22 protein-coding genes are annotated in these 25462 nt (G+C 44.5%); 9 read left to right on the forward strand and 13 right to left on the reverse strand.

The features are described 5' to 3' along the window. Positions 1-769, reverse strand: a 769-nt coding sequence (locus HMPREF9065_RS05535; RefSeq protein ID WP_033002493.1) for an enoyl-ACP reductase FabI, incomplete at its 3' end; no start/stop codon positions are given. 139 nt (positions 770-908) lie between these two features. Next, positions 909-1481, reverse strand: a complete 573-nt coding sequence (locus HMPREF9065_RS05530) for an opacity family porin (RefSeq protein WP_021615930.1) — start codon at positions 1479-1481, stop codon at positions 909-911. Positions 1482-1718: 237 nt separating this feature from the next. Between HMPREF9065_RS05530 and lon the strand changes: the two genes are divergently transcribed. Beyond that, a complete protein-coding gene (lon, locus tag HMPREF9065_RS05525) occupies positions 1719-4133 on the forward strand; it encodes an endopeptidase La (protein WP_021615931.1) in 2415 nt (804 codons plus the stop codon). A 631-nt stretch (positions 4134-4764) separates the two neighbouring features. Here lon and rmuC read toward each other — a convergent pair. Next, entirely contained in the window at positions 4765-6405 is a 1641-nt protein-coding gene (rmuC, locus tag HMPREF9065_RS05520; RefSeq protein WP_021615932.1) for a DNA recombination protein RmuC, read from the reverse strand. Positions 6406-6570: 165 nt separating this feature from the next. Between rmuC and HMPREF9065_RS05515 the strand changes: the two genes are divergently transcribed. The 3 genes from HMPREF9065_RS05515 to aroE are packed head-to-tail and all read left to right on the forward strand — an operon-like array spanning position 6571 to position 8479. Beyond that, positions 6571-7119: a DNA topoisomerase family protein gene (locus HMPREF9065_RS05515; RefSeq protein ID WP_021615933.1), complete on the forward strand. Its 549-nt coding sequence runs from the start codon at positions 6571-6573 to the stop codon at positions 7117-7119. 4 nt (positions 7120-7123) lie between these two features. Next, positions 7124-7675: a Sua5/YciO/YrdC/YwlC family protein gene (locus tag HMPREF9065_RS05510; protein WP_021615934.1), complete on the forward strand. Its 552-nt coding sequence runs from the start codon at positions 7124-7126 to the stop codon at positions 7673-7675. Between the two features lie 3 nt (positions 7676-7678). Beyond that, positions 7679-8479 (forward strand): shikimate dehydrogenase, encoded by an 801-nt coding sequence (gene aroE / locus HMPREF9065_RS05505; protein WP_021615935.1) that lies wholly within the window; start codon positions 7679-7681, stop codon positions 8477-8479. 2 nt (positions 8480-8481) lie between these two features. Here aroE and rarD read toward each other — a convergent pair whose 3' ends face one another. After that, positions 8482-9354 carry an EamA family transporter RarD gene (gene rarD, locus HMPREF9065_RS05500; protein ID WP_021615936.1) on the reverse strand — a complete coding sequence of 291 codons (873 nt, stop codon included), beginning with the start codon at positions 9352-9354 and terminating at the stop codon, positions 8482-8484. Positions 9355-9381: 27 nt separating this feature from the next. Next, a complete protein-coding gene (gene ilvY / locus HMPREF9065_RS05495; RefSeq protein WP_021615937.1) occupies positions 9382-10260 on the reverse strand; it encodes an HTH-type transcriptional activator IlvY in 879 nt (292 codons plus the stop codon). A 676-nt stretch (positions 10261-10936) separates the two neighbouring features. On the opposite strand from ilvY, the gene ilvC reads away from it, so the two are divergent. Beyond that, positions 10937-12415 (forward strand): ketol-acid reductoisomerase, encoded by a 1479-nt coding sequence (gene ilvC / locus HMPREF9065_RS05490; protein WP_033002494.1) that lies wholly within the window; start codon positions 10937-10939, stop codon positions 12413-12415. 82 nt (positions 12416-12497) lie between these two features. Here the strand turns inward: ilvC and gyrB are convergent, their stop codons facing one another. From gyrB to cyaY, 3 genes are all read right to left on the reverse strand, one after another. Continuing rightward, entirely contained in the window at positions 12498-14918 is a 2421-nt protein-coding gene (gyrB, locus tag HMPREF9065_RS05485; RefSeq protein ID WP_021615940.1) for a DNA topoisomerase (ATP-hydrolyzing) subunit B, read from the reverse strand. Between the two features lie 123 nt (positions 14919-15041). Continuing rightward, positions 15042-16934 (reverse strand): DNA helicase RecQ, encoded by a 1893-nt coding sequence (gene recQ, locus HMPREF9065_RS05480; RefSeq protein WP_021615941.1) that lies wholly within the window; start codon positions 16932-16934, stop codon positions 15042-15044. Further along, on the reverse strand, positions 16934-17242 hold the full coding sequence (gene cyaY, locus HMPREF9065_RS05475; protein ID WP_021615942.1) for an iron donor protein CyaY: 309 nt from the start codon (positions 17240-17242) through the stop codon (positions 16934-16936). Before cyaY ends, recQ begins: the two co-directional genes overlap by 1 nt. A gap of 121 nt (positions 17243-17363) precedes the next feature. On the opposite strand from cyaY, the gene HMPREF9065_RS10345 reads away from it, so the two are divergent. Further along, positions 17364-17483 (forward strand): LPS translocon maturation chaperone LptM, encoded by a 120-nt coding sequence (locus HMPREF9065_RS10345; protein WP_021615943.1) that lies wholly within the window; start codon positions 17364-17366, stop codon positions 17481-17483. 18 nt (positions 17484-17501) lie between these two features. Further along, complete coding sequence (gene lysA / locus HMPREF9065_RS05470; RefSeq protein WP_021615944.1) at positions 17502-18752, forward strand: diaminopimelate decarboxylase; 1251 nt, start codon at positions 17502-17504, stop codon at positions 18750-18752. A gap of 51 nt (positions 18753-18803) precedes the next feature. On the opposite strand, the gene hslO is transcribed toward lysA, so the two are convergent. The 3 genes from hslO to yrfG all read right to left on the reverse strand — a co-directional run bounded on the left by hslO (position 18804) and on the right by yrfG (position 20831). Then, positions 18804-19676, reverse strand: a complete 873-nt coding sequence (gene hslO / locus HMPREF9065_RS05465) for an Hsp33 family molecular chaperone HslO (RefSeq protein ID WP_021615945.1) — start codon at positions 19674-19676, stop codon at positions 18804-18806. Between the two features lie 66 nt (positions 19677-19742). Further along, positions 19743-20159, reverse strand: a complete 417-nt coding sequence (gene hslR, locus HMPREF9065_RS05460; RefSeq protein ID WP_021615946.1) for a ribosome-associated heat shock protein Hsp15 — start codon at positions 20157-20159, stop codon at positions 19743-19745. 12 nt (positions 20160-20171) lie between these two features. After that, on the reverse strand, positions 20172-20831 hold the full coding sequence (gene yrfG, locus HMPREF9065_RS05455; RefSeq protein ID WP_021615947.1) for a GMP/IMP nucleotidase: 660 nt from the start codon (positions 20829-20831) through the stop codon (positions 20172-20174). 39 nt (positions 20832-20870) lie between these two features. Here yrfG and nudE point away from each other — a divergent pair, with 39 nt between their 5' ends. Continuing rightward, positions 20871-21476, forward strand: a complete 606-nt coding sequence (nudE, locus tag HMPREF9065_RS05450) for an ADP compounds hydrolase NudE (protein WP_021615948.1) — start codon at positions 20871-20873, stop codon at positions 21474-21476. An 8-nt stretch (positions 21477-21484) separates the two neighbouring features. Here nudE and HMPREF9065_RS05445 read toward each other — a convergent pair whose 3' ends face one another. After that, positions 21485-22360, reverse strand: coding sequence for a cupin domain-containing protein (locus HMPREF9065_RS05445; RefSeq protein WP_021615949.1), 876 nt, complete (start codon positions 22358-22360; stop codon positions 21485-21487). Positions 22361-22432: 72 nt separating this feature from the next. Then, entirely contained in the window at positions 22433-23059 is a 627-nt protein-coding gene (locus HMPREF9065_RS05440) for a YkgB family protein (RefSeq protein ID WP_005715604.1), read from the reverse strand. 347 nt (positions 23060-23406) lie between these two features. Here HMPREF9065_RS05440 and HMPREF9065_RS05435 point away from each other — a divergent pair, with 347 nt between their 5' ends. After that, a complete protein-coding gene (locus HMPREF9065_RS05435) occupies positions 23407-25413 on the forward strand; it encodes an OPT family oligopeptide transporter (protein WP_033002514.1) in 2007 nt (668 codons plus the stop codon). Positions 25414-25462: the final 49 nt, after the last annotated feature.

Below are 25462 nucleotides of genomic sequence, written 5' to 3' on the forward strand. Positions count from 1 at the left end.
CCATGGCGGTGATGCTGAAACCGGCATCAACATGAACGATTTCACCGGTGATCCCGGAGGCTAAATCAGAGCATAAGAACGCCGCCGAGTTGCCCACATCTTCGATGGTCGCGGTGCGGCGTAATGCAGCGGTTTTTTCGAAGGTTGCCAACATTTTCTTGAAGTTTTTAATACCGGAAGCCGCTAAAGTACGAATCGGGCCTGCGGAAATGGCGTTTACGCGAATGCCGTCTTTACCCAAATCAGCTGCCATCACGCGGGTTGCCGCTTCAAGAGAGGCTTTGGCTAAACACATCACGTTGTAGTTTGGAATCGCACGTTCTGCACCTAAATAGGACAGCGTTAATAATGCCGCATTTGGATTCAAATACGGACGTGCCGCTTGCGCCATTGCCACGAAGCTGTATGCGCTGATATCGTGGGCAATACGATAACCTTCACGGGTTGCTGCATTGACATAGTCTCCATCTAATTGATCGCCCGGTGCGAAGGCGATGGCGTGCACAAAACCATCGAATTTATCCCAATGTTTGCTTAATTCTGCGAAGCAGTTTTGAATGCTTTCATCGGTGGCAACGTCTAACGGAAGCACGATTTTTGCGCCGAATTCTTTGGCAAATTCTTCAACACGCGGTTGTAATTTTTCATTTAAATAAGTGAAAGCTAATTCTGCGCCTTGCTCTTTCATCGCTTTTGCAATGCCGTAGGCGATAGAACGATTGCTGGCGAGACCTGTAACTAAAATACGTTTACCTGTTAAGAAACCCATAATATTTCCTGTGATTTGCGTTAAAAATTGTGACGTAGTATAAGCGAAAACGCCTTTGAATACAAAGCCGACCAATTTATCAAAACAAAAAAGCACTTATTCGGTGCTAAATAAGTGCGGTTGAATTATTGACTGTTTTTTAGAAATTGACGCGAACACCTAGTCTGGCGCCGACTTCATTTAATTCTAAGTCGCGGCTAAATCTGTTGTATTCGATATTTCCATTTAAGCTAATGCGTTCATTGATTTTGTATTGCGCCCCACCAAGTGCGCCAAAGCCAACATAATTATCACGATATTGAAGATAATTGAAGCTTTGACGAGTTGTTCGGCTTACGGTGGCGTTGATATTGTTATGCGATAAACGAATACCAATATAAGGAACGAGCTTTGCATTGATGTCGTTAATGTTGAAATCATACAGTCCGGTGACACCGACAGAGCTCAATTTGACAGAACTCTCTGAGCTGATATTTTCGTCATGTGCAGATTTGTGGATTTTTCTGAAATGGGTGTAATCTACCGCAAGGCGAAATGGATTATCAAAATCGTAACCTAAGCTGATACGTTGATTAAACGTGTTTTGATGGCCGGGAAAATCATCAATGGTAAATTGTGAATATCCCAAATCGCCTTGTACGTAAACATTTCCGGCATGAGCGGACAAGGCAACTGTTGTGGCGAGAAGTGAAATTTTGAATAAATTTTTCATAGATTGGCTCCCGTGAATAGGTGAAAAGATTGGCTAAGGCATAGAAAATGCTATGAATTGATAGAATTATACTGCGCTTTCCTCTAGAATCAATCCGTTCATTTAAACGGTTGCATGGCAATTGAGAATATGGTGAAAGCATGAATTAAGTGCGGTAGATTTTTTTTCTAAATCTTGAATTTAACGAAATCATCTCCATATAGAGCCAAATTAGCAGAATAGAAAAGAGAGTATGCGATGAGAACAAAAAAATCAGAATTACAAACCATACCGGTATTGCCATTGCGCGATGTCGTTGTGTTTCCTTATATGGTGATGCCGTTATTTGTGGGGAGACCAAGATCTATACACAGCCTTGATGAAGCAATGAATCACGGCAAGCAACTCTTGTTGGTATCGCAAAAGCAGCCGGAATTGGAAGAACCCGGTATTGATGATTTATACGATGTCGGCACCATTGCCAATATTATTCAGTTGCTCAAACTGCCGGACGGCACGGTGAAAGTGTTAGTGGAAGGACAGCAACGTGCGCAGATTTATCAATTAGAAGATACCGGTGAACATTTCCAAGCGCAGATTAAGCCGATTGAAAGCACGCTTGGTAATAAAAAAGAATTACAAGTTGTTCACAAAGCCGCCTTAGATGAATTCCAAAATTATATAAATTTAAATAAGAAAGTGCAGCCGGATATTCTTTCCGCACTTCAACAAATTGAAAATTTGGAACAATTAAGCGACACCTTAGCCTCCCATTTACCGGTTTCCGTTGCCCAAAAACAAACTGTGTTAGAAATGAGCAATGTCGTGGAACGTTTTGAGTATTTGCTCGGTTTAATGCAGTCCGAAGCGGATCTATTACAGGTGGAAAAACGCATTCGTAGTCGCGTGAAAAAACAAATGGAGAAAAGTCAGCGCGATTATTACTTAAACGAACAAATTAAAGCCATTCAAAAAGAGCTTGGCGAAGAAGAAAATGCGATAAGTGAAATTGAACAGCTTCGTCAAAAAATTGAAGAAGCAAGAATGCCTTTGGAAGCGCGTGAAAAAGCCGAAGCTGAATTGCAAAAACTGAAAATGATGTCGCCAATGTCGGCTGAAGCCACTGTTGTGCGCAGTTATATTGACTGGATGATTCAAGTGCCTTGGCATAAACGCACCAAAGTGAAAAAAGATCTCGCCAAAGCACAAGAAATTTTAGATGCCGATCACTATGGTTTGGAGCGCGTGAAAGAGCGTATTTTAGAATACCTTGCCGTGCAAACCCGTTTAAATCAATTAAAAGGGCCAATTCTTTGCTTGGTAGGCCCTCCTGGTGTCGGTAAAACCTCTTTAGGACAATCTATTGCCAATGCAACAGGGCGTAAATATGTGCGCATGGCATTAGGCGGCGTGCGTGATGAAGCAGAAATTCGTGGTCACCGGAAAACCTATATTGGTTCCTTGCCGGGCAAATTGATTCAAAAAATGGCAAAAGTCGGTGTAAAAAACCCGCTCTTTTTGTTAGATGAAATCGACAAAATGTCTTCGGATATGCGTGGTGATCCGGCCTCTGCTTTGTTAGAGGTCTTAGATCCGGAACAAAACGCCCATTTCAACGATCATTATTTGGAAGTGGACTACGATTTATCCGATGTCATGTTTGTGGCGACCTCAAACTCCATGCACATTCCAACACCATTATTAGATCGTATGGAAGTGATTCGTCTATCCGGTTATACCGAAGATGAAAAACTGAATATTGCCACTCGCCATTTGATCAAAAAACAAATGGAACGCAACGGGCTAAAAGCCGGTGAATTAACCATTGATGACAGTGCGATCGTGGATATTATCCGCTATTACACTCGTGAAGCCGGTGTGCGTAATTTAGAACGTGAAATTTCGAAAATCTGCCGGAAAGCCGTAAAAACCTTACTGTTAGATAAGAAATTAAAATCCATTAAAGTGACCGCGAAAAATCTACACGATTACCTTGGCGTGAAACGCTTTGAATTTGGTCGTGCAGATACACAAAACCGCGTTGGCGAAGTCACCGGTTTGGCATGGACGGAAGTCGGCGGCGATTTACTGACGATTGAAACCGCCTCAGTGCTAGGCAAAGGCAAACTCAGTTACACAGGCTCCTTAGGTGATGTGATGAAAGAATCCATTCAAGCGGCAATGACTGTGGTACGCGCCCGTGCAGAGAAATTAGGCATTAATCCGGAATTCCACGAAAAACGAGATATTCATATTCACGTTCCGGATGGAGCGACACCAAAAGACGGCCCGAGTGCTGGGATTGCTATGTGTACCGCCTTAGTGTCTTGTTTAACCGGTAATCCGGTGAAATCGGAAGTGGCGATGACCGGTGAAATCAGCCTACGTGGCAAAGTATTACCGATTGGCGGTTTAAAAGAAAAATTGCTGGCAGCTCACCGTGGTGGTATTAAAACTGTCATTATTCCAAAAGATAATGTGAAAGATTTGGAAGAGATTCCGGAAAACGCCAAACGTGATTTGAACATTCACGCTGTAGAAACCATCGATGAAGTGCTAACCATTGCATTGGAAAATCCACCAAGCGGTGTTGAGTTTGTCAAACTTGAGCCAATTTCTACGGTGAAAAATAGCCGCCGGAAGAAAGGCATTGCACCAAGTGCGGTCAATTAATGAAACGTTTTTCAACGCGATAAGGATCTATAGAGTAGCGTGCAACTTTTTGCACGAAATCGTGAATACCCGAAAGGGCGAAATCACGTTCCATGCGTGGTTTGGTCGTGCATCAAGATGCACGCTACGCATGAAATCGTGAATATCCGAAAGGGTTAAATAATGTTCCGTGCGTGATTTAGTCGTGCATCAAGATGCACGCTACGCATGAAATTGTGAATTGCGCATTAGGGTTAATCATTCGTGCAGCAAGAATCGTAGCGTGCAACTTGTTGCACGAAATTTTGAATATCCGAAAGGGTTAACGTTTCATGTGTAGCACAAAATCGTGAATGTCTGAAAGGGTGAAATCACGTTCCATGCGTGGTTTGGTCGTGCATCAAGATGCACGCTACGCATGAAATCGTGAATGCCTGAAAGGGTTAAATCACGTTCTGTGCGTGGTTTGGTCGTGCATCAAGATGTACGCTACGCATGAAATCGTGAATGCCTGAAAGGGTTGACGTTTCATGTGTAGCACAAAATCGTGAACATCCGAAAGGTTAAATAACGTTCCGTGCGTGGTTTGGTCTTAAAATAAACCGCACTTTAATGTAATTTATTAAAGTGCGGTATTTTTTTGCACATTTTTCTATGTACTTTCTAGGCTTTCTTTAGGTTCGTTCTCTGTTTTTTCTTTATTCAGCAACAACCGTTCCGTTTCAAAATCATGATGCAGCGGTTCAATATCGGGCATCGTTTTGTTGGCTTTGGCAGAGAGTGCCTTAAAGCGTTCCACTTTGCCCATCAAGCCCTGTTGCCCCACGAGTGCCGTGACAGCACTGTTGTAGTGCGAACTGACGGTGGAAAGGCTGTTTCCCACTTTCGCCAAACGCTCCGCGAGTAAGCAGATTTGGTTGTAAATGTCGCCGGCTTTTTCGCTGATTTCACGCGCTTCCGCATTACCGCGTTCCACCCGCCACAGGTTCGCTACCGTGCGTAAAATCGGCATCAGCGTGGTATGTGACACCATAATGACGTTTTTGTCATAACCATAACCGAACAAACTCGGATCCATTTTTAAGGCCTCAATGTAAGCCGGTTCCACGGCAATAAACATCAACACGAAATTCGGGCTACGTATCCCGATAAGGTTGCTGTAATCTTTACGGGATAAGTCATCGATGTGATTACGCAATGCCTTAATATGCTCGCGCAGAAACGCCTGACGTTCTATTTCATCTTCAGCATTGACCGCACTTTCATAGGCGTTAAGCGACATTTTGCTGTCGATAATCAAATGTTTCTCATCCGGTAGGTTAAGAATAAAGTCGGGATAATTGCGTTTGCCCTCTTCGTTTTTGAAATGCGCCTGTGCCGTGTAATGTTCATTTTCCACCAAGCCGGCAGATTGCAACGCCCGCTCCAACTGCATTTCCCCCCAGTTACCAAGGGTTTTCTTTTCCCCTTTCAGAGCGGAAGTGAGGTTGTTCGCCTGCTGCGACATACTCAAACCGATTTCTAACACTTTCTTAATTTCCGCTTCCAAGCCCGCATTGCCTTTGAGGGATTCCGAATGAATTTCATTCACCCGTTTTTGGAAACTCTCAATTTGCTCACGGAAAGGCTTTAACAAGCTATCCATCGACGCTTGGTTCGTTTGCTGAAAACGCTGGCTTTTCTCTTCTAAAATACGATTGGCGAGGTTTTGAAATTCCGTATTGAGTTGCTGTTTGGTTTGTTCAAAATGTTGTTGCTGCTCAACAAAATGCTTTTCTTTTTCCGTTAACGTGGTTTTTAGTTCCGCCAATTCCTGCGAAAGTGCGGTGTGTTTTTCCGTTAAATTTGTCAGCGATTCTTCTTTGCGGACAATCTGCGCTTGGCTTTGCGCAAGTTGTCCGCGCAAGCTGTCCGCCTGTGCCGATGCCACACCAAAACGTTCTTTCAGCGTCGTCATTTGTTCTGCAATGGCGGAATGACGCGCCTGTTCTTCGTTCAGTTCCGTTTGCAAATACTGTACTTTTTCATCCCGTTCGTTTAAGCGAATTTGTAGCCCATCCGCCGTGGTTTGCGCTTTCACCACCTCTTGTTCTAATTGATTTTTACGGGCGGTGACGGCATCAAATTTTTCTAATAAGCGATTAAAATCCTCAATGTTTTTATTTAAATCCTGTTGTAATTCAAGGCTATCCCGTTTCCGGCGCGCGCTGACAAAAAGCAAAATAAGACAAAGCACGCCCAATACGACGCAAACGCCCAATAACACATTTAAATCAATATCCAATGCAAACATGTTCCCTCCTGATATTGGGCGTTAGTATAAAGGAAATCCTTGGTCTTTGCCGACCTTTCGCTTTTTCATTTCGTGGGTGGCGAAAGGCGCAAAACTTGCGGTAGAATGGCGCACGAACCGTTTTAATATTTGTCTAGAAAAATCACCGCACTTTTAGGGCATGCCATGAACCAACCTTTATTTCAGCCTACCAAACACGAGGAACACTGCCCGCAGTGCGGTGCGTTGTTGCAAATAAAACAAGGCAAAAAAGGGCTGTTTCTCGGGTGTTCTGCCTATCCGCAATGTGATTACTTAAAACCGTTACAGGCTTCCAACGAAGTAAAAACCCTTAAAATATTGGAACAAAACTGCCCTCAATGTGGCCATTTATTGGCGTTAAAACAAGGGCATTTCGGCATGTTTATTGGCTGCAGTAATTACCCCGCCTGTCATTTTGTGGTGCATGAGGAAACAGAAGAGGAAACGGAAGAACACGTACCTTGCCCGGAATGTCAAGAAGGGCAGTTAGTGGCGCGGCGTGGACGTGGCGGCAAGCTATTTTACGCCTGCAACCGTTTTCCGCATTGTAAGTTTTCCGTGCCAACTAAACCGTATTTAATCGATTGCCCGCAATGCCACGGTAATTTAGCCTTATTAAAAAAACAACAGGGCGAACAACGCACTTGGCAATGTGTGAATAAAACCTGCCGCCATATTTTTACGACCGAGTAACCTCATGAATTTACAAGAGATTGTTAACCATTTAAAAAATCAGCAAGTCGTCGCTTACCCCACCGAAGCGGTTTTTGGCTTAGGTTGTAATCCAAACAGCCAAAGTGCGGTGGAAAATTTACTTGTTTTAAAACAGCGCCCGATGTCAAAAGGGCTAATTTTAATTGCGCCGAGCTTGGATTTTTTGTTGCCTTTTATGGATGAACGCCGTTTGATGGAAGAACATTGGCAACGCTTAACCACGCAATATGATCGGCCAACGACATGGGTCGTGCCGGCAAAAACAACGACACCCAAATTTCTTACCGGCGATTTTGACAGTATTGCGGTACGCATCAGCCAACACCCTGCCGTTAAGCTGTTATGCGAACAGGCGGGCTTTGCTCTCACCTCCACCAGCGCCAACTTAACCGGACTACCGCCTTGCCGCACGGCACAAAATGTGAAACAACAATTCGGCACAGATTTTCCGGTGCTGGATATGCCTGTGGGCGGCGCAGTGAATCCGTCCGAAATTCGCGACATTTTCACCAACCAAGTTTTTCGTCAAGGATAAATCATGTTATATGCCGTTTGGGGCAACCCGATTGCTCAAAGCAAATCGCCGCAAATTCACCGTATTTTTGCCGAACAAACCGCACAACACGTGCAATACGATGCCATGTTAGGCGACGAACAGGATTTTGAACGACAACTATCGGTGTTTTTTGCGCAGGGTGCGGCGGGATGTAATATCACCTCGCCTTTCAAAGAACGGGCGTTCAAGCTGGCAGATGCACACAGTGAGCGTTGTCTGATGGCGGAAGCCTGCAATACGTTGAAAAAATTAGACGACGGTACTCTGTATGCGGACAATACTGACGGCGCAGGATTGGTGACGGATTTGCAGCGATTGAATTGGCTTAAGCCGAATCAAACCCTACTCATTTTAGGTGCAGGCGGTGCCACAAAAGGCGTGTTGTTACCGCTTTTACAGGCACAGCAAAACATTGTGATTGCCAACCGCACTTTAGCCAAAGCGCAACAGCTGGCTGAGAAATTTTCGCCTTACGGCAACATTTGTGCCGTAGAACTTGGTCAACTTCCCGCGCAATCCTTTGATGTGATTATTAACGCCACTTCATCAGGTTTACACGGCGGCACAGTGGCGATTAATGATGAGATTCTACGTGCAACAAAAGCGGTTTACGACATGCAATATGATCGACAAAAAGACACGCCGTTTTTAGCACGCTGTCGTGCGTTAGGCGTACAAAACCGAAGCGATGGTTTTGGGATGTTATTAGCACAGGCGGCACATGCTTTCTATTTATGGCGGGGCGTAATGCCAAACATTACGCCGTTATTTGAGCAGTTATAAGGCTATTGGCGCGTTTTCGCTTGTAGAATGCCATCCGTGATAATCAAAAGCATGGCAAGGATCAAGCAAATAAACAGCGGATAACTTTGTGCATCAATCTTTTCACCAATTAATAAGGAAATTCCCACCATCAGGCAAGGTTCTACATAACCAAGTAAGCCCAACAGATTCATCGGCAAATGATTACTGGCAAGAATATAAGAATTGAGCGCCGTTCCGCTAATCAAGCCGAGCAGTAGCAATAAAACCAAAATATGCGGATTGCTTTGTTGTACTTGGCTAATATCCACTTGCCACGCAAAATACGCACAAAATGGCAAAAGGGTTAACATTTCTAAGAAGAACGCCGCAAGATCGGTCATTTTCCACATTCGACGAAGCACAAAGTAAGTGGTATAACCCACACAAATCACTAGTGCTTCCCAAGAAATTTCCCCTTTTAAGGCGATGTTAGAAATGACTCCCACCGCAGCAATCAATACGGCTAAAAACTTAATGCGTGAAATCCGTTCTTTAAAAATAATTCGCGCTGCCGCCACCATCACTAAAGGCAGCAATAAATAACCGAAAGAAACGCTCAACGAGCTGCCATTATTAGGTGCCCATAAAAACAGCCACATTTGAAAGCCCATCAACGCACCGGTAAAGAGAAAAGCCAAGGCGAAGTGCGGTTGTCTTTGAATGCGTTTTAAATGGGCAATCAACGCCATTTTTTGTTTAAACAAAAACACAGCTGCCGCAACAAAAGGCAGGGTAAATACAATGCGATAGCCGAAAATATCCGTTCCGCTCAAAGGCAGCAACAGCGTAGAAAAATAATACATGTAGCCAAACAACAAAGAGGCAAATAAAGAAAACGCAACGCCTTTTAGCATAAAAACTCCTTAAATCATGACCGCACTTTACGCTAATAACTGCCAAAATGCACGCACTAAAGGGCGTTCCAAGGCAGGTTTTAAAGCACACACGCCGAGTTCAAAAGGCGCAATCGGCACATCCAACTGCAAGGTAGAAATTTGGCTATTCAACGGGCTGTTCTTAATCACCACATCGGGCAATAACGCCAAACCACAGCCCAGTGCCACCATGGAGACAATACCTTCATGCCCTGCCACAGTGCCATAGATTTTCGGGTGTTTAATGCCTTTTTGTTTAAACCATTCTTCGATCCGCTGCCGCGCCATACCATCTAACGGCAAAATGAAGGGAACCTGCTGCCAATTGATGGGTTCTTGCTGCAATAATTGTGTCGCCGAACATGCCACACGAGGCGCAATCATCGACAACGCAATATCATCGATATAATGAAATGTCACCGCACTTGGCAATACCGGCGGTTTCCCCGCTAACGCCAAATCCACCTGCTGCGCCTGTACCAAATGTACCGCCTGCGCCGGATCGCCTGTGGTCAGTTGAATTTCCACTTTTGGATAATGCGCACGGAATTTCTCCAAAATCCCCGGCAAATGGCTATACGCCGCCGTCACCGAGCAATACAGTTTGAGCTCCCCGCTAAGCTCTTCCTCTTGGGTATGCAACTGCTGTTGAAACAGCATCCAATTCTGCCACTGTTGCTGTGCAAATGCCAAAAACACCTCACCATTCGGCGTTAACAACACCTGACGATTATCCCGCCACAAAAGCTGCTGCCCCAGTTCCTCTTCGATTTTTTGAATTTGACGGGACAAGGTTGACGGCGACATATGGTGCAACGCCGCCGTTTTGGCGAAGTTTTGAGTTTGAGTGAGGGTGATGAAGATTTTGAGATCGTTAAAGTTCATAATATTTGTTTTGCTTAAGTTTGATTTGGGTTTCGTACTCAACGTCGTTGAGTACGAGTTCATTTTCTTTGCTTGCCCAAAGAAAACGAACCAAAAGAAAAGGCACCCCGGATAAGCCGCTTGACCTTATTTCAATGCAATTTTCTTAACGCAAAATTTCGAACTCGCTTCGCTCAAACAAAGCGAAATTTAGCTAAAAATTGCATTTCCATAATGGCGTCTTACACGGGGCCCCATTTTTCAGAACATTATTCTAAAAATACGATCGATTTTAAAATCGTTATTTCAAATAAAAACACTTAAAAAATTAACCGCACTTTAACGTTAATAATGCTCGGACAAATTGAGGCCCCCATCTGAACCGCCTGAGCGACTTGTAATTTTTAGGAAATTTTCGCCTGTTTGAGCCGCTTGCGGCGAGTTCGAAAATTTCCGTTAAAAAAATTACAATCAAGCGAAGAGCAGCGGTGAAGCTGGGGTGTGCTTTCTTTTTGCCTACTTTTACTTTGCATAAGCAAAGAAAAAGTAGGTCGCCATCGGCGAAACCGATTCTTCTAAATATGGGTAATTGCAAAAACCGCAACACACAATCCCAATAATATCACTTTACGCAACACCAAAACACCCTATAATCACCTAAACCTAAACAAACACTCCCACACAAAAGGAAAATATCATGGCTAATTATTTCAATACCTTAAACTTACGCCAACAATTAGATCAATTAGGTCGTTGCCGTTTTATGGATCGCAGTGAGTTTGCAACGGAAGCGGATTTCTTGAAAGGCAAAAAAATCGTGATCGTAGGTTGCGGTGCACAAGGGTTAAACCAAGGGTTAAATATGCGTGATTCAGGTCTAGACATCAGCTACGCATTACGTCCCGAAGCTATCGCAGAAAAACGTGCGTCATTCCAACGTGCCAGTGAAAATGGCTTTAAAGTGGGCACTTATGAAGAACTTATTCCAACCGCCGACTTAGTCATTAACCTCACCCCGGACAAACAACACTCCAAAGTGGTTGCGGATGTCATGCCGTTAATGAAAAAAGGCGCTGCATTGGGCTATTCCCATGGTTTAAACATTGTTGAAGTGGGCGAGCAAATCCGTCCTGACATCACCGTCGTGATGGTGGCACCAAAATGCCCGGGTACAGAAGTACGTGAAGAATACAAACGTGGTTTTGGCGTGCCGACGTTGATCGCTGTGCACCCTGAAAATGACCCACAAGGCGAAGGTTTAGAAATTGCCAAAGCTTGGGCGGCGGCAACCGGTGGTCATCGTGCAGGCGTGTTGGAATCCTCTTTCGTGGCGGAAGTCAAATCCGACTTAATGGGCGAACAAACCATCCTTTGCGGTATGTTGCAAGCAGGTTCTCTCATTTGCTATGACAAATTAGTGGCTGACGGCAAAGATCCGGCTTATGCGGGCAAATTAGTGCAATACGGTTGGGAAACCATCACCGAAGCCTTAAAACAAGGCGGCATCACGTTGATGATGGATCGCTTGTCCAACAGCGCAAAATTGCGTGCGTTCGAGTTAGCGGAACAAATCAAAGAAGAATTGGCGTTCTTATTTGCCAAACACATGGACGATATCATCAGTGGCGAATTCTCCCGTGTGATGATGGAAGACTGGGCAAACGGCGATGCCAACCTCTTAAAATGGCGTGAAGAAACCGGCAAAACCGCTTTTGAAAACGCACCGAAATATGAGGGCAAAATCAGTGAGCAAGAATATTTCGACCATGGCGTGTTAATGATTGCGATGGTGAAAGCCGGTGTGGAATTGGCATTCGATACCATGGTAGCCAGCGGCATTTACGAAGAATCCGCTTACTACGAGTCCTTACACGAATTGCCGTTAATCGCCAACACGATTGCGCGTAAACGTTTATATGAAATGAATGTAGTGATTTCCGACACGGCAGAATACGGTAACTACTTATTTGCTAACGTTGCCGGCCCGATTATGCAAAAAGCATTGGTGCCGACTTTACGCAAAGGCGATATCGGCGAACCGACACCAACCGTGGAAATCGACAACATCACCTTACGCGATGTGAACGATGAAATCCGCAATCACCCAGTAGAATTAATCGGTCAAGAATTGCGTGGTTACATGAAAGATATGAAACGCGTTTCATTGCAAGGTTAATTGAAAATTCATCATGTAAAAGCCGGCGATATTGCCGGCTTTTCTATGCTTGTGTGAACAGGATAAAACGCAATAGGCTGTTTTAAATATCCAAATTCGCTCTTAACGCATTGCTCTCAATGAACTCACGGCGAGGCTCTACCTCATCTCCCATTAGAGTGGTGAATAACTGATCTGCCGCCACCGCATCCTTGATAGACACTTTCAACATACGGCGAGTATTCGGATCCATAGTGGTTTCCCAAAGCTGTTCCGGATTCATTTCACCTAACCCTTTATAGCGTTGAATCATCAAACCACGGCGAGACTCTTTCATTAACCAGTCAATTGCCTGCTCAAATGAGGTCACCGCTTGTTTGCGTTCGCCACGCATCACATAAGCGTTTTCTTCTAATAAACCGACCAATTTTTCACCCAACGCAATTAAGCGGGCATATTCATTACCGGTTACAAACTGGAAGTTCAAGAAATAATCCGTATCAATCCCGTGTATTCTCACTGTTAACACCACTTCATGTAGGTTTCGCTCAGCATTGAATTGCAAACGATAGCCATAATGTCTGCCGTCGGTTTCTTTTCCATTTAAAGAAATAACCAAAGAATCAGCCCAAGAATTAACCGCACTTTCCTGTTGCATTAACGCGGTGGTCAACGCCGGTTGATAAATCAATTCTTTCAAAACGCTTTCCGGATAATAACGACTCAAGCGGGTCGTCATTTTTTGTACTGCAAGATATTCGGAAGCGAGATTTTGTAACGCCACACCTTGCATGCCTGGGGCATTGTCATTCACATAAAGCGCCGCATTTTCCAACGCAATCGCCAATTCAAATTCTGCCATGGCTTCATCGTCTTTAATGTATTGCTCTTGTTTGCCTTTTTTCACTTTATACAACGGTGGCTGGGCAATATAGACATAACCGCGCTCAATCAGCTCCGGCATTTGACGATAGAAGAAGGTCAACAACAACGTACGAATATGCGAGCCGTCCACATCCGCATCGGTCATGATAATAATGCTGTGATAACGCAATTTATCCGGGTTATATTCGTCACGACCGATACCGCAACCTAACGCCGTAATCAATGTACCCACTTCTGCGGAAGATAACATTTTGTCAAAGCGGGCTTTTTCCACGTTCAGAATTTTCCCTTTTAACGGCAGAATCGCTTGGTTTTTACGATTACGCCCTTGTTTTGCCGAACCGCCCGCAGAGTCACCCTCCACGATATAAAGTTCGGATAACGCCGGATCACGCTCCTGACAATCCGCCAATTTACCCGGCAAGCCGCCCAAATCTAATGCGCCTTTACGACGGGTCATTTCACGGGCTTTACGTGCGGCTTCACGCGCACGCGCCGCATCAATAATTTTGCTCACGATGATTTTGACATCGTTTGGATTTTCCAACAAATAGGTTTGCAAATACTCATTCATTAAAGATTCCACCGCACTTTTCACTTCGGAGGAAACCAATTTGTCTTTTGTTTGAGAAGAGAATTTTGGATCCGGTACTTTCACGGAAATCACGGCCACCAAGCCTTCACGAGCATCGTCACCGGAAGTCGCTACTTTAGATTTTTTGGTATAACCTTCATTTTCCATGTAGTTATTCAGCGTACGGGTCATCGCCCCACGGAACCCCGCCAAGTGCGTACCGCCATCGCGTTGTGGAATGTTGTTGGTAAAGCAATAAATATTTTCGGCATAACCGTCGTTCCATTGCAACGCAATTTCCACGCCAATACCGTCTTTTTCCGCAGAGAAATAGAATGGTTTTGGATGAATTGGCGTTTTACCTCGATTGATATATTCCACAAACGCTTGAATACCACCTTCGTAATGGAAATGGTCTTGTTTATCGGTGCGTTCGTCAATTAAACGAATAGAAACACCGGAGTTTAAGAAAGATAACTCTCTTAAGCGTTTGGCTAAAATATCGTATTCAAATTCAATGTTCGTAAAAATCGTTGGGCTTGGCCAAAAGCGTACGGTTGTGCCGGTTTGGTCGGTTTCACCAATAACTGCTAACGGAGCAACGGGATCGCCAAGGCGATAAAATTGTTCATGCACTTTGCCTTGACGGCGAATAGTCAGTTGTAATTTATCAGACAACGCATTAACCACAGAAACGCCTACACCGTGTAAACCGCCGGAGACTTTATAGGAGTTATCGTCAAATTTCCCGCCGGCGTGCAAGACGGTCATGATCACTTCGGCGGCGGAAACGCCTTCTTCCGGGTGAATATCCACCGGAATACCGCGCCCATCATCTTGCACGGAAACGGAATTATCGGAATGAATGGTCACGATAATATCATCACAATACCCGGCTAAGGCTTCGTCAATAGCGTTATCCACGACCTCGAAAACCATATGGTGTAAACCTGTTCCATCGTCTGTATCCCCAATGTACATACCGGGACGTTTACGCACTGCATCAAGGCCTTTGAGTACTTTAATACTGTTTGCACCATAATTTTCAGGGGTATTTGTTGACATAATCTTTCTCTATTTTTATTCGTAAAAAATTGGGCGGAATTATAGCAAAATTTTGCGTCATTAGCTAAAAATAAGTGAGATAACGCACATAAAAAGGCGCAAAATTCATCACAACAACGTGTTTTATCCTTCGGTTTTTCGGGCATTTTTATGTTCACGAATTAACGCCATAAACGGCTGCCCAAAACGTTCCAGTTTAATGCTCCCCACGCCATTAATTTGCAACATCTCAATATTGCTAACCGGTTGGTACTGCGCCATTTCTTGCAAAGTCGCATCGTTAAACACGATATACGGGGGAATGTTTTCCTTATCGGCAATTTGCTTACGCAAGAAGCGCAAGCGTGCAAATAAATCTTTGTCGTAAGAAATGACCGCACTTTTTTGTGTCATCGCAGTAGTCACAATGGAAGACAAGCGTGGTGTTGCCAGTTCCAACGGCTGTTCCCCCCGCAAAATCGGCTTGGCGTTTTCCGTGAGCTGTAACCTGTTGCCATATTCGCTGATCATTTGACGCACCAAGCCCAAATGAATGAGCTGACGCAACACGGACTGCCAGTATTCCGTGCTGTGTTCTTTGCCGATGCCGTACACACTAAGTTGGTCGTGTTGCTGATCGCGAATTTTCTGATTATTCATGCCACGCAAGACGGCAATGACATAATGCGCACCATAACATTGACCGGTACGATAAATTGTCGACATGATTTTTTGTGCGTCCAACAACCCATCGTATTTTTTCGGGGGATCGAGACAAATATCGCAATTTTGACAGGCTGTTTGGCGATACTCGCCGAAATAATTCAATAAGACCAAACGGCGGCAGGTTTGGCTTTCGGCAAATTCGCCGATGGCTTGCAATTTATGCTGTTCAATTTGGCGTTGTGGCGTTTCCGGCTTTTCCATGAGCATTTTGTTCAACCACACATAATCTGCCGGATCGTAAAACAACACCGCCTCAGCCGGCAAATCGTCACGCCCTGCACGGCCGGTTTCTTGATAGTAGGATTCAATGCTACGCGGTAAATCGAAATGCGCCACAAAGCGCACGTTGGATTTATTGATCCCCATGCCGAAGGCGATCGTCGCCACCACCACTTGAATGTTATCCCGCTGAAAATCCCGTTGTACCTTTTTCCGTAAGCTATTTTCCATGCCCGCATGATACCCCGCGGCCCGCACACCTTTATTACACAAGGTCTCCGCAATGCGCTCCACTTTGTTGCGGCTGTTGCAATAAACAATGCCACTTTTGCCTTTTTGTGCCACCACGAAGCGGCAAAGCTGTTCCATCGGCTTAAATTTTTCCACCAAGGTGTAACGAATATTCGGACGATCGAAACTGCCCACATGAAAGTGCGGTCGATTTAGCCGGAGATTTTGCAGAATATCTTGTTGCGTTGTGGGGTCTGCCGTGGCTGTCAGCGCCATAATCGGCACGTTCGGGAAACTGCCTTTTAAGCCACCAAGTTGGGTATATTCAGGGCGAAAATCGTGCCCCCATTGGGAAATGCAGTGCGCCTCATCAATGGCGATAAAGCTCACCTGACATAAAGAAATAAATTGGAAAAAGCTGTTGGTCATGACTTTTTCCGGGGACAAATACAACAATTTTAACTGCCCGGAAATCGCCCTATTTTGCACCTGTTGTTGCTCTTCAAAGGTTTGTGAAGAATTTAAATAATCCGCTTCTACGCCGCTGGCGCGCAGTTGATCCACTTGGTCTTTCATCAAAGAAATCAACGGCGACACCACCAGGGTCATCCCATCAAAACACAATGCTGGAATTTGGTAGCACAACGATTTTCCCGTGCCTGTCGCCATAATGATCAAGCAGTCTTGACCATTCAGCGCCGCCTGGATAATTTCCTCTTGCCCTTTGCGGAAAGATTGATAGCCGAACACCGAATGCAACACATTCTTTGCCGTCGCATAAAGTGCGGTGGATTTTGCCGACGATTTATCGAGAAAATCCACCGCACTTTTCGTAGATTCGGATGGGGTAAGGCTATTCATTAACCGAGCTGCACCTGCTCACCATGTTTAGCAAGCGCTTCGGTTAGGGCTTGCCAAAAATCCAAGCCGTCGTTGCTGACCCAACGTTCATTTTTATAGGCAAAATGAAAACCGCCATTATGGCTCGCCAACCATAATTCCAACAATGGTTCTTGTTTGTTGATCACAATTTGGCTGCGATCACCAAGCGTAATCGTGAACACGGAGCCTTGGCGTTCACAATCGGCATCACAATCTTGCGCTTCCAGTTGCTCTTCAATTTCATCCCAAATTTGCTCAATTTTCTGATGAAACTCAACGATATTCATAAAATCACTCCAATAAATGAAAGTAGGGCGGAAATTATAAAGATTTTCTGTGCGTTGTGATAGCACAAAGCTGGATTTAGTGGTAAAAAGAACAGTCTAATTTGAGCACAAGGAACAACCAATGAAAAAACTGATTTCCGTATTTTTAATCTTAACATTATGTGCGCTAAGTAGCAGTTGCGGTGTTAAAGGCCCATTATATTTTCCGGAACAAGATAGCACTCAGCAAACAACGAAATAACTTTTTATAGGCGATCTTATGGACTTTTTCCAATATAAAAACAATAAACTCATGGCGGAAAATCTGCCGGTCAAACAATTGGCCGAACAATTTGGTACGCCGTTGTATGTTTACTCTAAAGCCACCCTTGAACGCCATTGGCGCGCATTTAATAACGCTTTCGGCGAGCATCCGCACTTAGTGTGTTTTGCGGTGAAATCCAACCCGAACATTGCGATTTTAAACGTAATGGCAAAATTAGGATCAGGCTTTGACATTGTATCCCAAGGGGAATTGGAACGCGTCCTTGCCGCCGGCGGTGACGCGGCCAAAGTGGTCTTTTCCGGCGTAGCAAAATCTCACCAAGAAATCGCCCGTGCCTTAGAAGTCAATATTCGTTGTTTCAACGTGGAGTCGGAAGCAGAATTATTGCGCATTAATCAGGTCGCCGGCAAAATGGGCAAAATTGCCCCAATTTCATTGCGCGTAAATCCGGATGTGGATGCTCATACCCACCCTTATATCTCCACAGGTTTGAAAGAAAATAAATTCGGCGTGAGTGTAGAACAGGCTCGAGAAGTCTATAAATTAGCAGCCACTTTATCAAATATTAAAATCGTCGGCATGGATTGTCACATCGGCTCACAACTCACGGAATTACAACCGTTTTTAGATGCGGTAGATCGCTTAATTGTACTCATGGAACAATTAAAACAAGATGGCATTCATTTAAAACACTTAGACTTAGGCGGCGGCTTGGGTGTGACTTATACGGACGAAACGCCGCCACATCCGACAGAATATGCCAAAGCGTTGTGGGAAAAATTGAGTGCCTTTAGTGAACTGGAAATCATCGTCGAACCCGGACGCGCCATTACTGCAAACGCTGGGATTTTGGTAACCAAAGTAGAGTATTTAAAATCCAACGAAAGCCGTAATTTTGCCATTGTGGATGCCGGCATGAACGACATGATTCGCCCGGCGTTGTATCAAGCTTACATGAACATTCTAGAAATCGACCGCACTTTAGCGCGTGAAGAAAAAATCTATGATGTGGTCGGCCCGATTTGCGAAACCTCCGATTTCCTCGGCAAACAACGCAAACTTGCCATTGCGGAAGGGGATTATTTAGCCCAACGATCTGCCGGTGCCTACGGCGCAAGTATGTCTTCCAACTATAACTCTCGCCCAAGAACGGCGGAAGTCATGGTGGATAGCGATAAAGCATATCTCATCCGTCGCCGCGAGGCGTTAAACGAATTGTGGCAATTAGAAAGCTTATTGCCGTAACATAAGGTGAAACATAAAAAATCCCGCAAACTGATTTGCGGGATTTTTTTGTTAGTGGCTTGATGCTTTTAATTTCTCAATCGTTTCTTTATTGAAGAAATAATGCGTGCCACAGCATTCGCATTGCATATCGATGGTGCCTTGGTGTTCAGCGAGGATATGGTCGATTTCCTCTTCCGAAATTAACAACAAGGCCGCGCCTGAACGTTCTTGCGAACAGCCACAGTGGAAGGTCACCGATTGCGGTGCGAAGAGTTCAACGGTTTCTTCGTGGTATAACCGGTACAACAATTCTTCTGCGCTTAAACCAAAAATCTCTTCGTCTTTAATGGTGGCGGTTAAGGTGGCTAAATGCTCGAAATCGTCCGGTGAACCTGAACCATCCGGGACGATTTGCAATAACACGCCGGCGGTGACCGGTTTGCCGTCATATTCACCACTGCGGATAATCAGTTGTGTTTGAAGTTGTTCGGAACGGACGAAATAGTCTTCCAAACATTCGCTGATGGTGGGTTTGTCCAGTGGTACGATACCTTGATAACGTTCGCCTTCTTTTGGCGCAATGGTGATTACTAACACGCCTTTACCGATCATTTGGTGCAGGCTCATGTTGTTATCAATCTCACCTTGCAAACGGGCAAGGGCACGGATTTGTTGCTGATCGTTGCCGTTGACTAACGCCAGTTTTAACGGGCCATCGCCTTGAATTTGCACGGTGATATCGCCGTTAAATTTTAAGGTGGCGGTCAGCAAACTGGTGGCAACCATCATTTCGCCTAATAAATTGCGCACGGCTTGCGGGTAATGGTGGGTGTTTAAGGTGTCGTTGAACGTTTGATTTAAGCGTACCCATTCGCCACGTACTGCGCGGTCTTTGAACAAGTAACGATAAAGTTGGTCGTTGTCTTGAGTATAAGTGGTCATCTTTTATTCCTAATTGAATGTTGTTCGCCAAATATAAGGGCGTTTCCCTCGATTACAAGGTGGCGCTTATGCTTGGTTTTGATGCTTGAATTTAAGTAAATCGCGACGTTCTTTTTTGTCCGGGCGGCGATCAGGGTGCGGCATGGACAACGCATTCATTTTGCGCGCCATGACAAGTTTTTCTCGATTGGCAAGGCTTTGTTCCGTTTCGCGGTAAAGCAGTTGCGCTTCCGGCGCGCCTCGTCGTTGGGTGGAAAGTGCCAACACAACGATTTCCTTTTCGTCACTGCCTTGGCGTAATTTTAAGGTGGCGCCCACTTCTACGATTTTATTCGGTTTGCTGCGTTGCCCGTTGTAATGGACTTTGCCTCCGTCAATCATCTCTTTGGCGAGTGTGCGAGTTTTGTAAAAACGCGCTGCCCACAGCCATTTGTCCAAACGTACTGCTTCTTTTTCTTCTTCTAGTTGAGAATGTTTTGCCATGTTGCCGCTTCCTTACAGTAAAGTGCGGTAGTTTTTGATGGAGAAATGACGCTCGAAGGATTTGTCCGCCAATGTACTGTCCGGATTTTCCACGCCGATGGTGTAGGCGATGCCAAATTTTTTAGCGCTATCTAACACCGGTTCTGTGTCGTCGATAAAAAGGGTTCGGCTCGGATCGAATGGCGTGAATTGTTGCAAACGTTGCCACAAAGACTGTTCCACTTTTGGCGCATTAAACTGATGGCTGGAAAGCAACAAATCAAAGTGCGGTGCTAAATCGCAGTGTTTTAATTTTTCTGCCAAACTGAACGGATGGCTGTCGGTGAGCAAAATTAATTTCTTGCGGCGTTCACGGGCGGCTTGTAAAAACGGATAAACATCCGACCGCACTTTGATGTAATCGCGCTGTTGTTGTAACAATTCGCGCAACGGTAAATCTAAATTTTTCGCCCAAAAATCAATGCAATACCATTGCATACTGAATTCCACCTGCTGATAACGGCGATGGATCAGTTCGCGACTTTGTTCCACAGAAAGCTTGAATTTGTTGGCATACGCCTGCGGCACCACCTTTTTCCAGAAACGATGATCGAAATACAGATCGATTAGCGTGCCGTCTAAATCCAGAATCACGGTGTCGATTGCTTGCCAGTCAAATTTTTGTTGTACCATCCCTGTTGTGGTCCCTTTTCTTTGTAAAAATAGTGGGGTATGGTATCGCTATTTCAGTGGTTTGTAAAACAAGGGAAGAAGAGAACAATGTTACAAAAACCGACTATTCTCAATATAAAAACTGTAGCAAAATCAACGATATTTGAAATTCAATCGGTGGATTTGAAATTCGCCAACGGAACGCACCGCACTTATGAACGTTTTCGCCCCGGCAAATATGCCTCGGTGATGGTGGTGGCGATCGATGGCGAGGAGATGTTGTTAGTGCGTGAATATGCCATGGGAACAGAGCGCTATGAATTGGGGTTTGTGAAAGGCAGAATGGATGCGGGCGAAACGCCGGAACAGAGCGCCAATCGGGAGTTGCAAGAAGAAATTGGTTTAGGCGCAACATCTTGGGTGCATTTGCGCACGATTAATTCATCCGTTGGCTTCATGAATAATCCTATGCACATTTTATTGGCACAGAATTTTTATCCGAGCAAACTGGAAGGCGACGAGCCGGAACCGTTGCAAGTGGTACGCGTGCCGTTGGCAAACATTAATGAATTGTTGTATGACCCTGAGTTCAATGAAGCGAAAAATCTGACCGCACTTTATTTGCTTCGGGATTATTTACAACGGAAAGCCTGTGTTAATCCATAAATTGGTATTTATCGGTATTTCCCCGGAGAAATGCCGTAATAAGATTTAAACACTTTGGTAAAGTGGGTGTCTGATTGGTAGCCCACTTCCGATGCAATTACGTTAATCGGTTTTTGTGTGTTTTTTAGTAACATTCCTGCCATATTCATTCGCATTATAGTGAGAAATTTACCGGGTAAAATGCCCGTTTTTTGTTTAAATGCACGAATAAAATTGGCGCGCGACATGGCGCAACTTTCTGCTAAGCTCTCCATGCTCCAGCTTTCTTTCGGATTGGCTATGATGGCATTCACGGCATTTCTTAAACGCTTGTCCTGTAATGCGCCGAAGATGCCTTGATTGACCTGATGGTGTTGAAGGTAATCTCTGATTAAATAAGTGAAAAGAATGTTGCATAACGCATTGACGACAACTTCATTGCCGAGGTTATCCTCTGTTTCTTTGCGTAGCAATTTCAGTAAGGCCATGATGGAATCGTTATTTCCGGCAAGGTGCCACTGCGGCAGATTAAACAGTAAACTTTGCGCAACGTTTAAATAACGGAAATAACCGCAAAACATTTCAAAATCAGCAGATTCGCTTGAGCTATTGCGATGTAATGTAAAAATACCTTGTGTAGTTTTAGTAATTTGTGTTTCTGTGTCGGTGCCCTGATAAATAACGTGCTCTTCTCCGTAGGGCAGAAAAATGACATCGCCCGGTTTGAGCCTGCAGGTTTGGTCTTTCAGCCGAATTTGGCATTCCCCTCGTGACACAATATGAAATCTGCCGATTAAATTCGGTTCCTGTTTATGATGGATTAGCCAGTCACCTTGAAAGCGACAGAGTATATTGATTTCTCCCTCAATGCCTGACTGTCGGACAAGCTGATCTAAATAGTCCATGTTCTACTTTTCTCCTGATTAACAAATAAAGAAGCCTATCACAGAGTGATAAGCTTCGTATCGGTGTTTCAATTAGACGGATGCTTTATATTTTAAGTAGCGATTCGCACATTCGGCAGCGGCAACTAATCCCCCAGCCATCATAATAATATCTTTAATAACCAAACGTCCCGCACCGGATAAATATGGAAAGCCGTAATTTGGTGTAGGCAAATCGCCCCCTAAATTAGGCACCCACGTTTCCGGCGTGAAGATGAGGAACGACAGAGTGACAATGGACATACCGAACGTCAGCAAACCGCCGAGTAGCCCGAAAGTCGGAGACCAGATTCCGGCTAACGTTAATAAGCCGATGGTCACAATGATTGCACCGATAATATAAGATGCGGTGTAAGTCCCGTTAGCTTTGTGCCATTCAATATTTTTCGCCACCATTTTGCCTTCGGGATTTTTATAAAGGGTGTATTCTTTTACTAATTCGCCTTTATCGTTTTGCACTAAATTCGGTCCGTTTTTATAGAGGAAACTTAAAAATGGACTGTTTGAGACAAAATGGGCAATACCATCTGCTTCATATTGACATACTTTTAACCCACCAATCCATACCATAACGATACAAATGGCGATCCGTATAAAGTTAATAAATTGGCGTTGCATCGGGGCAACAATTTTCGCGAGTAATTCAATTAATGCATTCATTTTTTAGCCTCATAGAACTTCATCATTCAGTGGATGATACAAAATGTAGTGGTTATTTACCTAAATGGAATAGGTTCGGCGAACTATATAGGATATAAAGAATAAATAACTTGATGAGACTCGCTATTTTTTATAATTGAGACTAAATCAGATGGATTTAAGATTATAGCGATGTTGGGTAGAGGACAGTTTTACTATTGAATAGGTTATGGGATTATAAATAGTTTAAAAATATGGCTGATATTTAAATAAAATTCAATTTAAGCAAAATAAATTGAATGAAACTTGATTGTTCGCCGCTTTTTTGTCAAGGTGTCAATGTTTTTATTAAAAAAATAGGTAATGATATGCAATCTACAAACTTAAAAGAGTTGACCTTCCGAGGCATGTTCCTTGGGGCGTTGATTACGGTGTTGTTTACCGCATCTAACGTTTATTTGGGTCTGAAAGTGGGGATGACGTTTGCGTCGTCGATTCCGGCGGCAGTTATTTCCATGGCGGTACTGAAATTCTTTAAGGATTCCAGTATCTTGGAAAACAACATGGTGCAAACCCAAGCGTCTTCTGCGGGTACGCTTTCTTCTGTAATTTTCGTGTTGCCAGGCTTGTTGATGATGGGCTACTGGCAAGACTTCCCGTTCTGGCAAACCATGTTGATTTGTGCTGCGGGTGGTACATTGGGCGTGTTGTTCACGATTCCATTACGTCGCGCGATGGTGGTAAACAGCGATTTACCTTATCCGGAAGGCGTTGCAGCAGCAGAAATTTTAAAAGCTGGTAACAATTCTGATGCAGACAGTGGTGTGAAAGATATTGCTTATGGCGGTATTTTTGCCAGCGTCGTGGCTTTCTTAACCAACGGTTTGCGTTTGATGGCAGATGGTGCCAGCGCGTGGTTTACCGGCCCAGGCGGCAAAGCGATTTTCCAAATTCCGATGGGCTTTTCTTTAGCCTTATTAGGTGCCGGTTACTTAATCGGTATCGTGGGCGGTATTGCGATATTGTTGGGTACCTTCTTTGCTTGGGGCTTAGCGGTACCGTTCTTTACCATGTCCGGTGATATGCCAACTGATGCTACTATCGTAGGTTATGCCATGAGCATGTGGAAAACCAAAGTACGTTTTATCGGTGTGGGAACAATCGGGATTGCGGCGATTTGGACGTTATTGATTCTGATGAAACCAATGGTGCAAGGTATGGTACATTCTTTCCGTATGTTGAAAGGCGCGCAAGAAGCGTCGGATCACCGTATTGATATCGACCTTTCACCAAAAACCATGATTTATATTCTTATTGCGACTGTGGCATTAATTGTGATCTCATTACATCACTTTATCGCGACCGCGCCGATTTCCCCGGAATTAGCCTTATTATTAGTGGTGGTTTGTACCTTCTTAGCGGTGTTTATCGGTTTCTTCGTGGCGGCAGCCTCCGGTTACATGGCGGGGCTTGTGGGTTCTTCCTCCAGTCCGATTTCCGGTATCGGGATTATCTCCGTGATCGTGATTTCTTTGGTATTGGTTTCTATCGGTAATGCTTCCGGTTTATTTGAAACCGTCGATGGACAGAAATTCTTGACCGCACTTACCTTGTTTACTGCGTCTATTGTGTTAACCACGGCGACCATTTCTAACGATAACCTGCAAGATTTAAAAACCGGTTTATTGGTCGAAGCGACGCCTTGGCGTCAACAGGTGGCGTTAATTATCGGTTGTTTCGTGGGTGCATTAGTGATTGCTCCGGTATTGGAAATCCTTTATCACGCTTACGGCTTCACCGGCGCATTACCGCGTCCAGATATGGATCCATCGCAAGCGTTATCTGCACCGCAAGCAACGATAATGACCACCATTTCACAAGGGATTTTCTCTAATAAATTAGAGTGGACTTACATCTTAACCGGTGTGGGTCTTGGTGCAGTGTTGATTATTATTGACAGCTTCTTGAAAAAAGTGAGTAACAAAGCCTTTGCGTTACCGGTATTGGCGGTGGGGATTGGTATCTACTTACCACCTTCTATCAATATGCCGGTTGTAATTGGGGCATTCTTGGCGTGGTTAATTAATCGCCACATCACCAAATATGCAGCGCGTAGTGGTGATAAAGATGTGAATAAACGAGCAGAGCGTTTCGGTACCTTGTTCGCTGCGGGCTTGATTGTGGGCGAAAGCTTAATGGGCGTTGTGTTAGCCTTTATTATTGCCGCCTCCGTTACCTCAGGTGGATCTGAAGCACCATTGGCCTTGAATTTGGAAAACTGGGGTACGATTGGTGAAGTGCTTGGTTTAGTCGTATTTATCGCCGGTGTGACCATTTTCACCTTGCGTGTATTACGTGCAAAAAAATCTGCGTAATCGCTAAAATTACTCTACAATAGGCTGTCTTTTGATAGCCTATTTTTTT

It is taken from the genome of Aggregatibacter sp. oral taxon 458 str. W10330, assembly GCF_000466335.1.
In the GTDB taxonomy this organism is placed as follows: domain Bacteria; phylum Pseudomonadota; class Gammaproteobacteria; order Enterobacterales; family Pasteurellaceae; genus Aggregatibacter.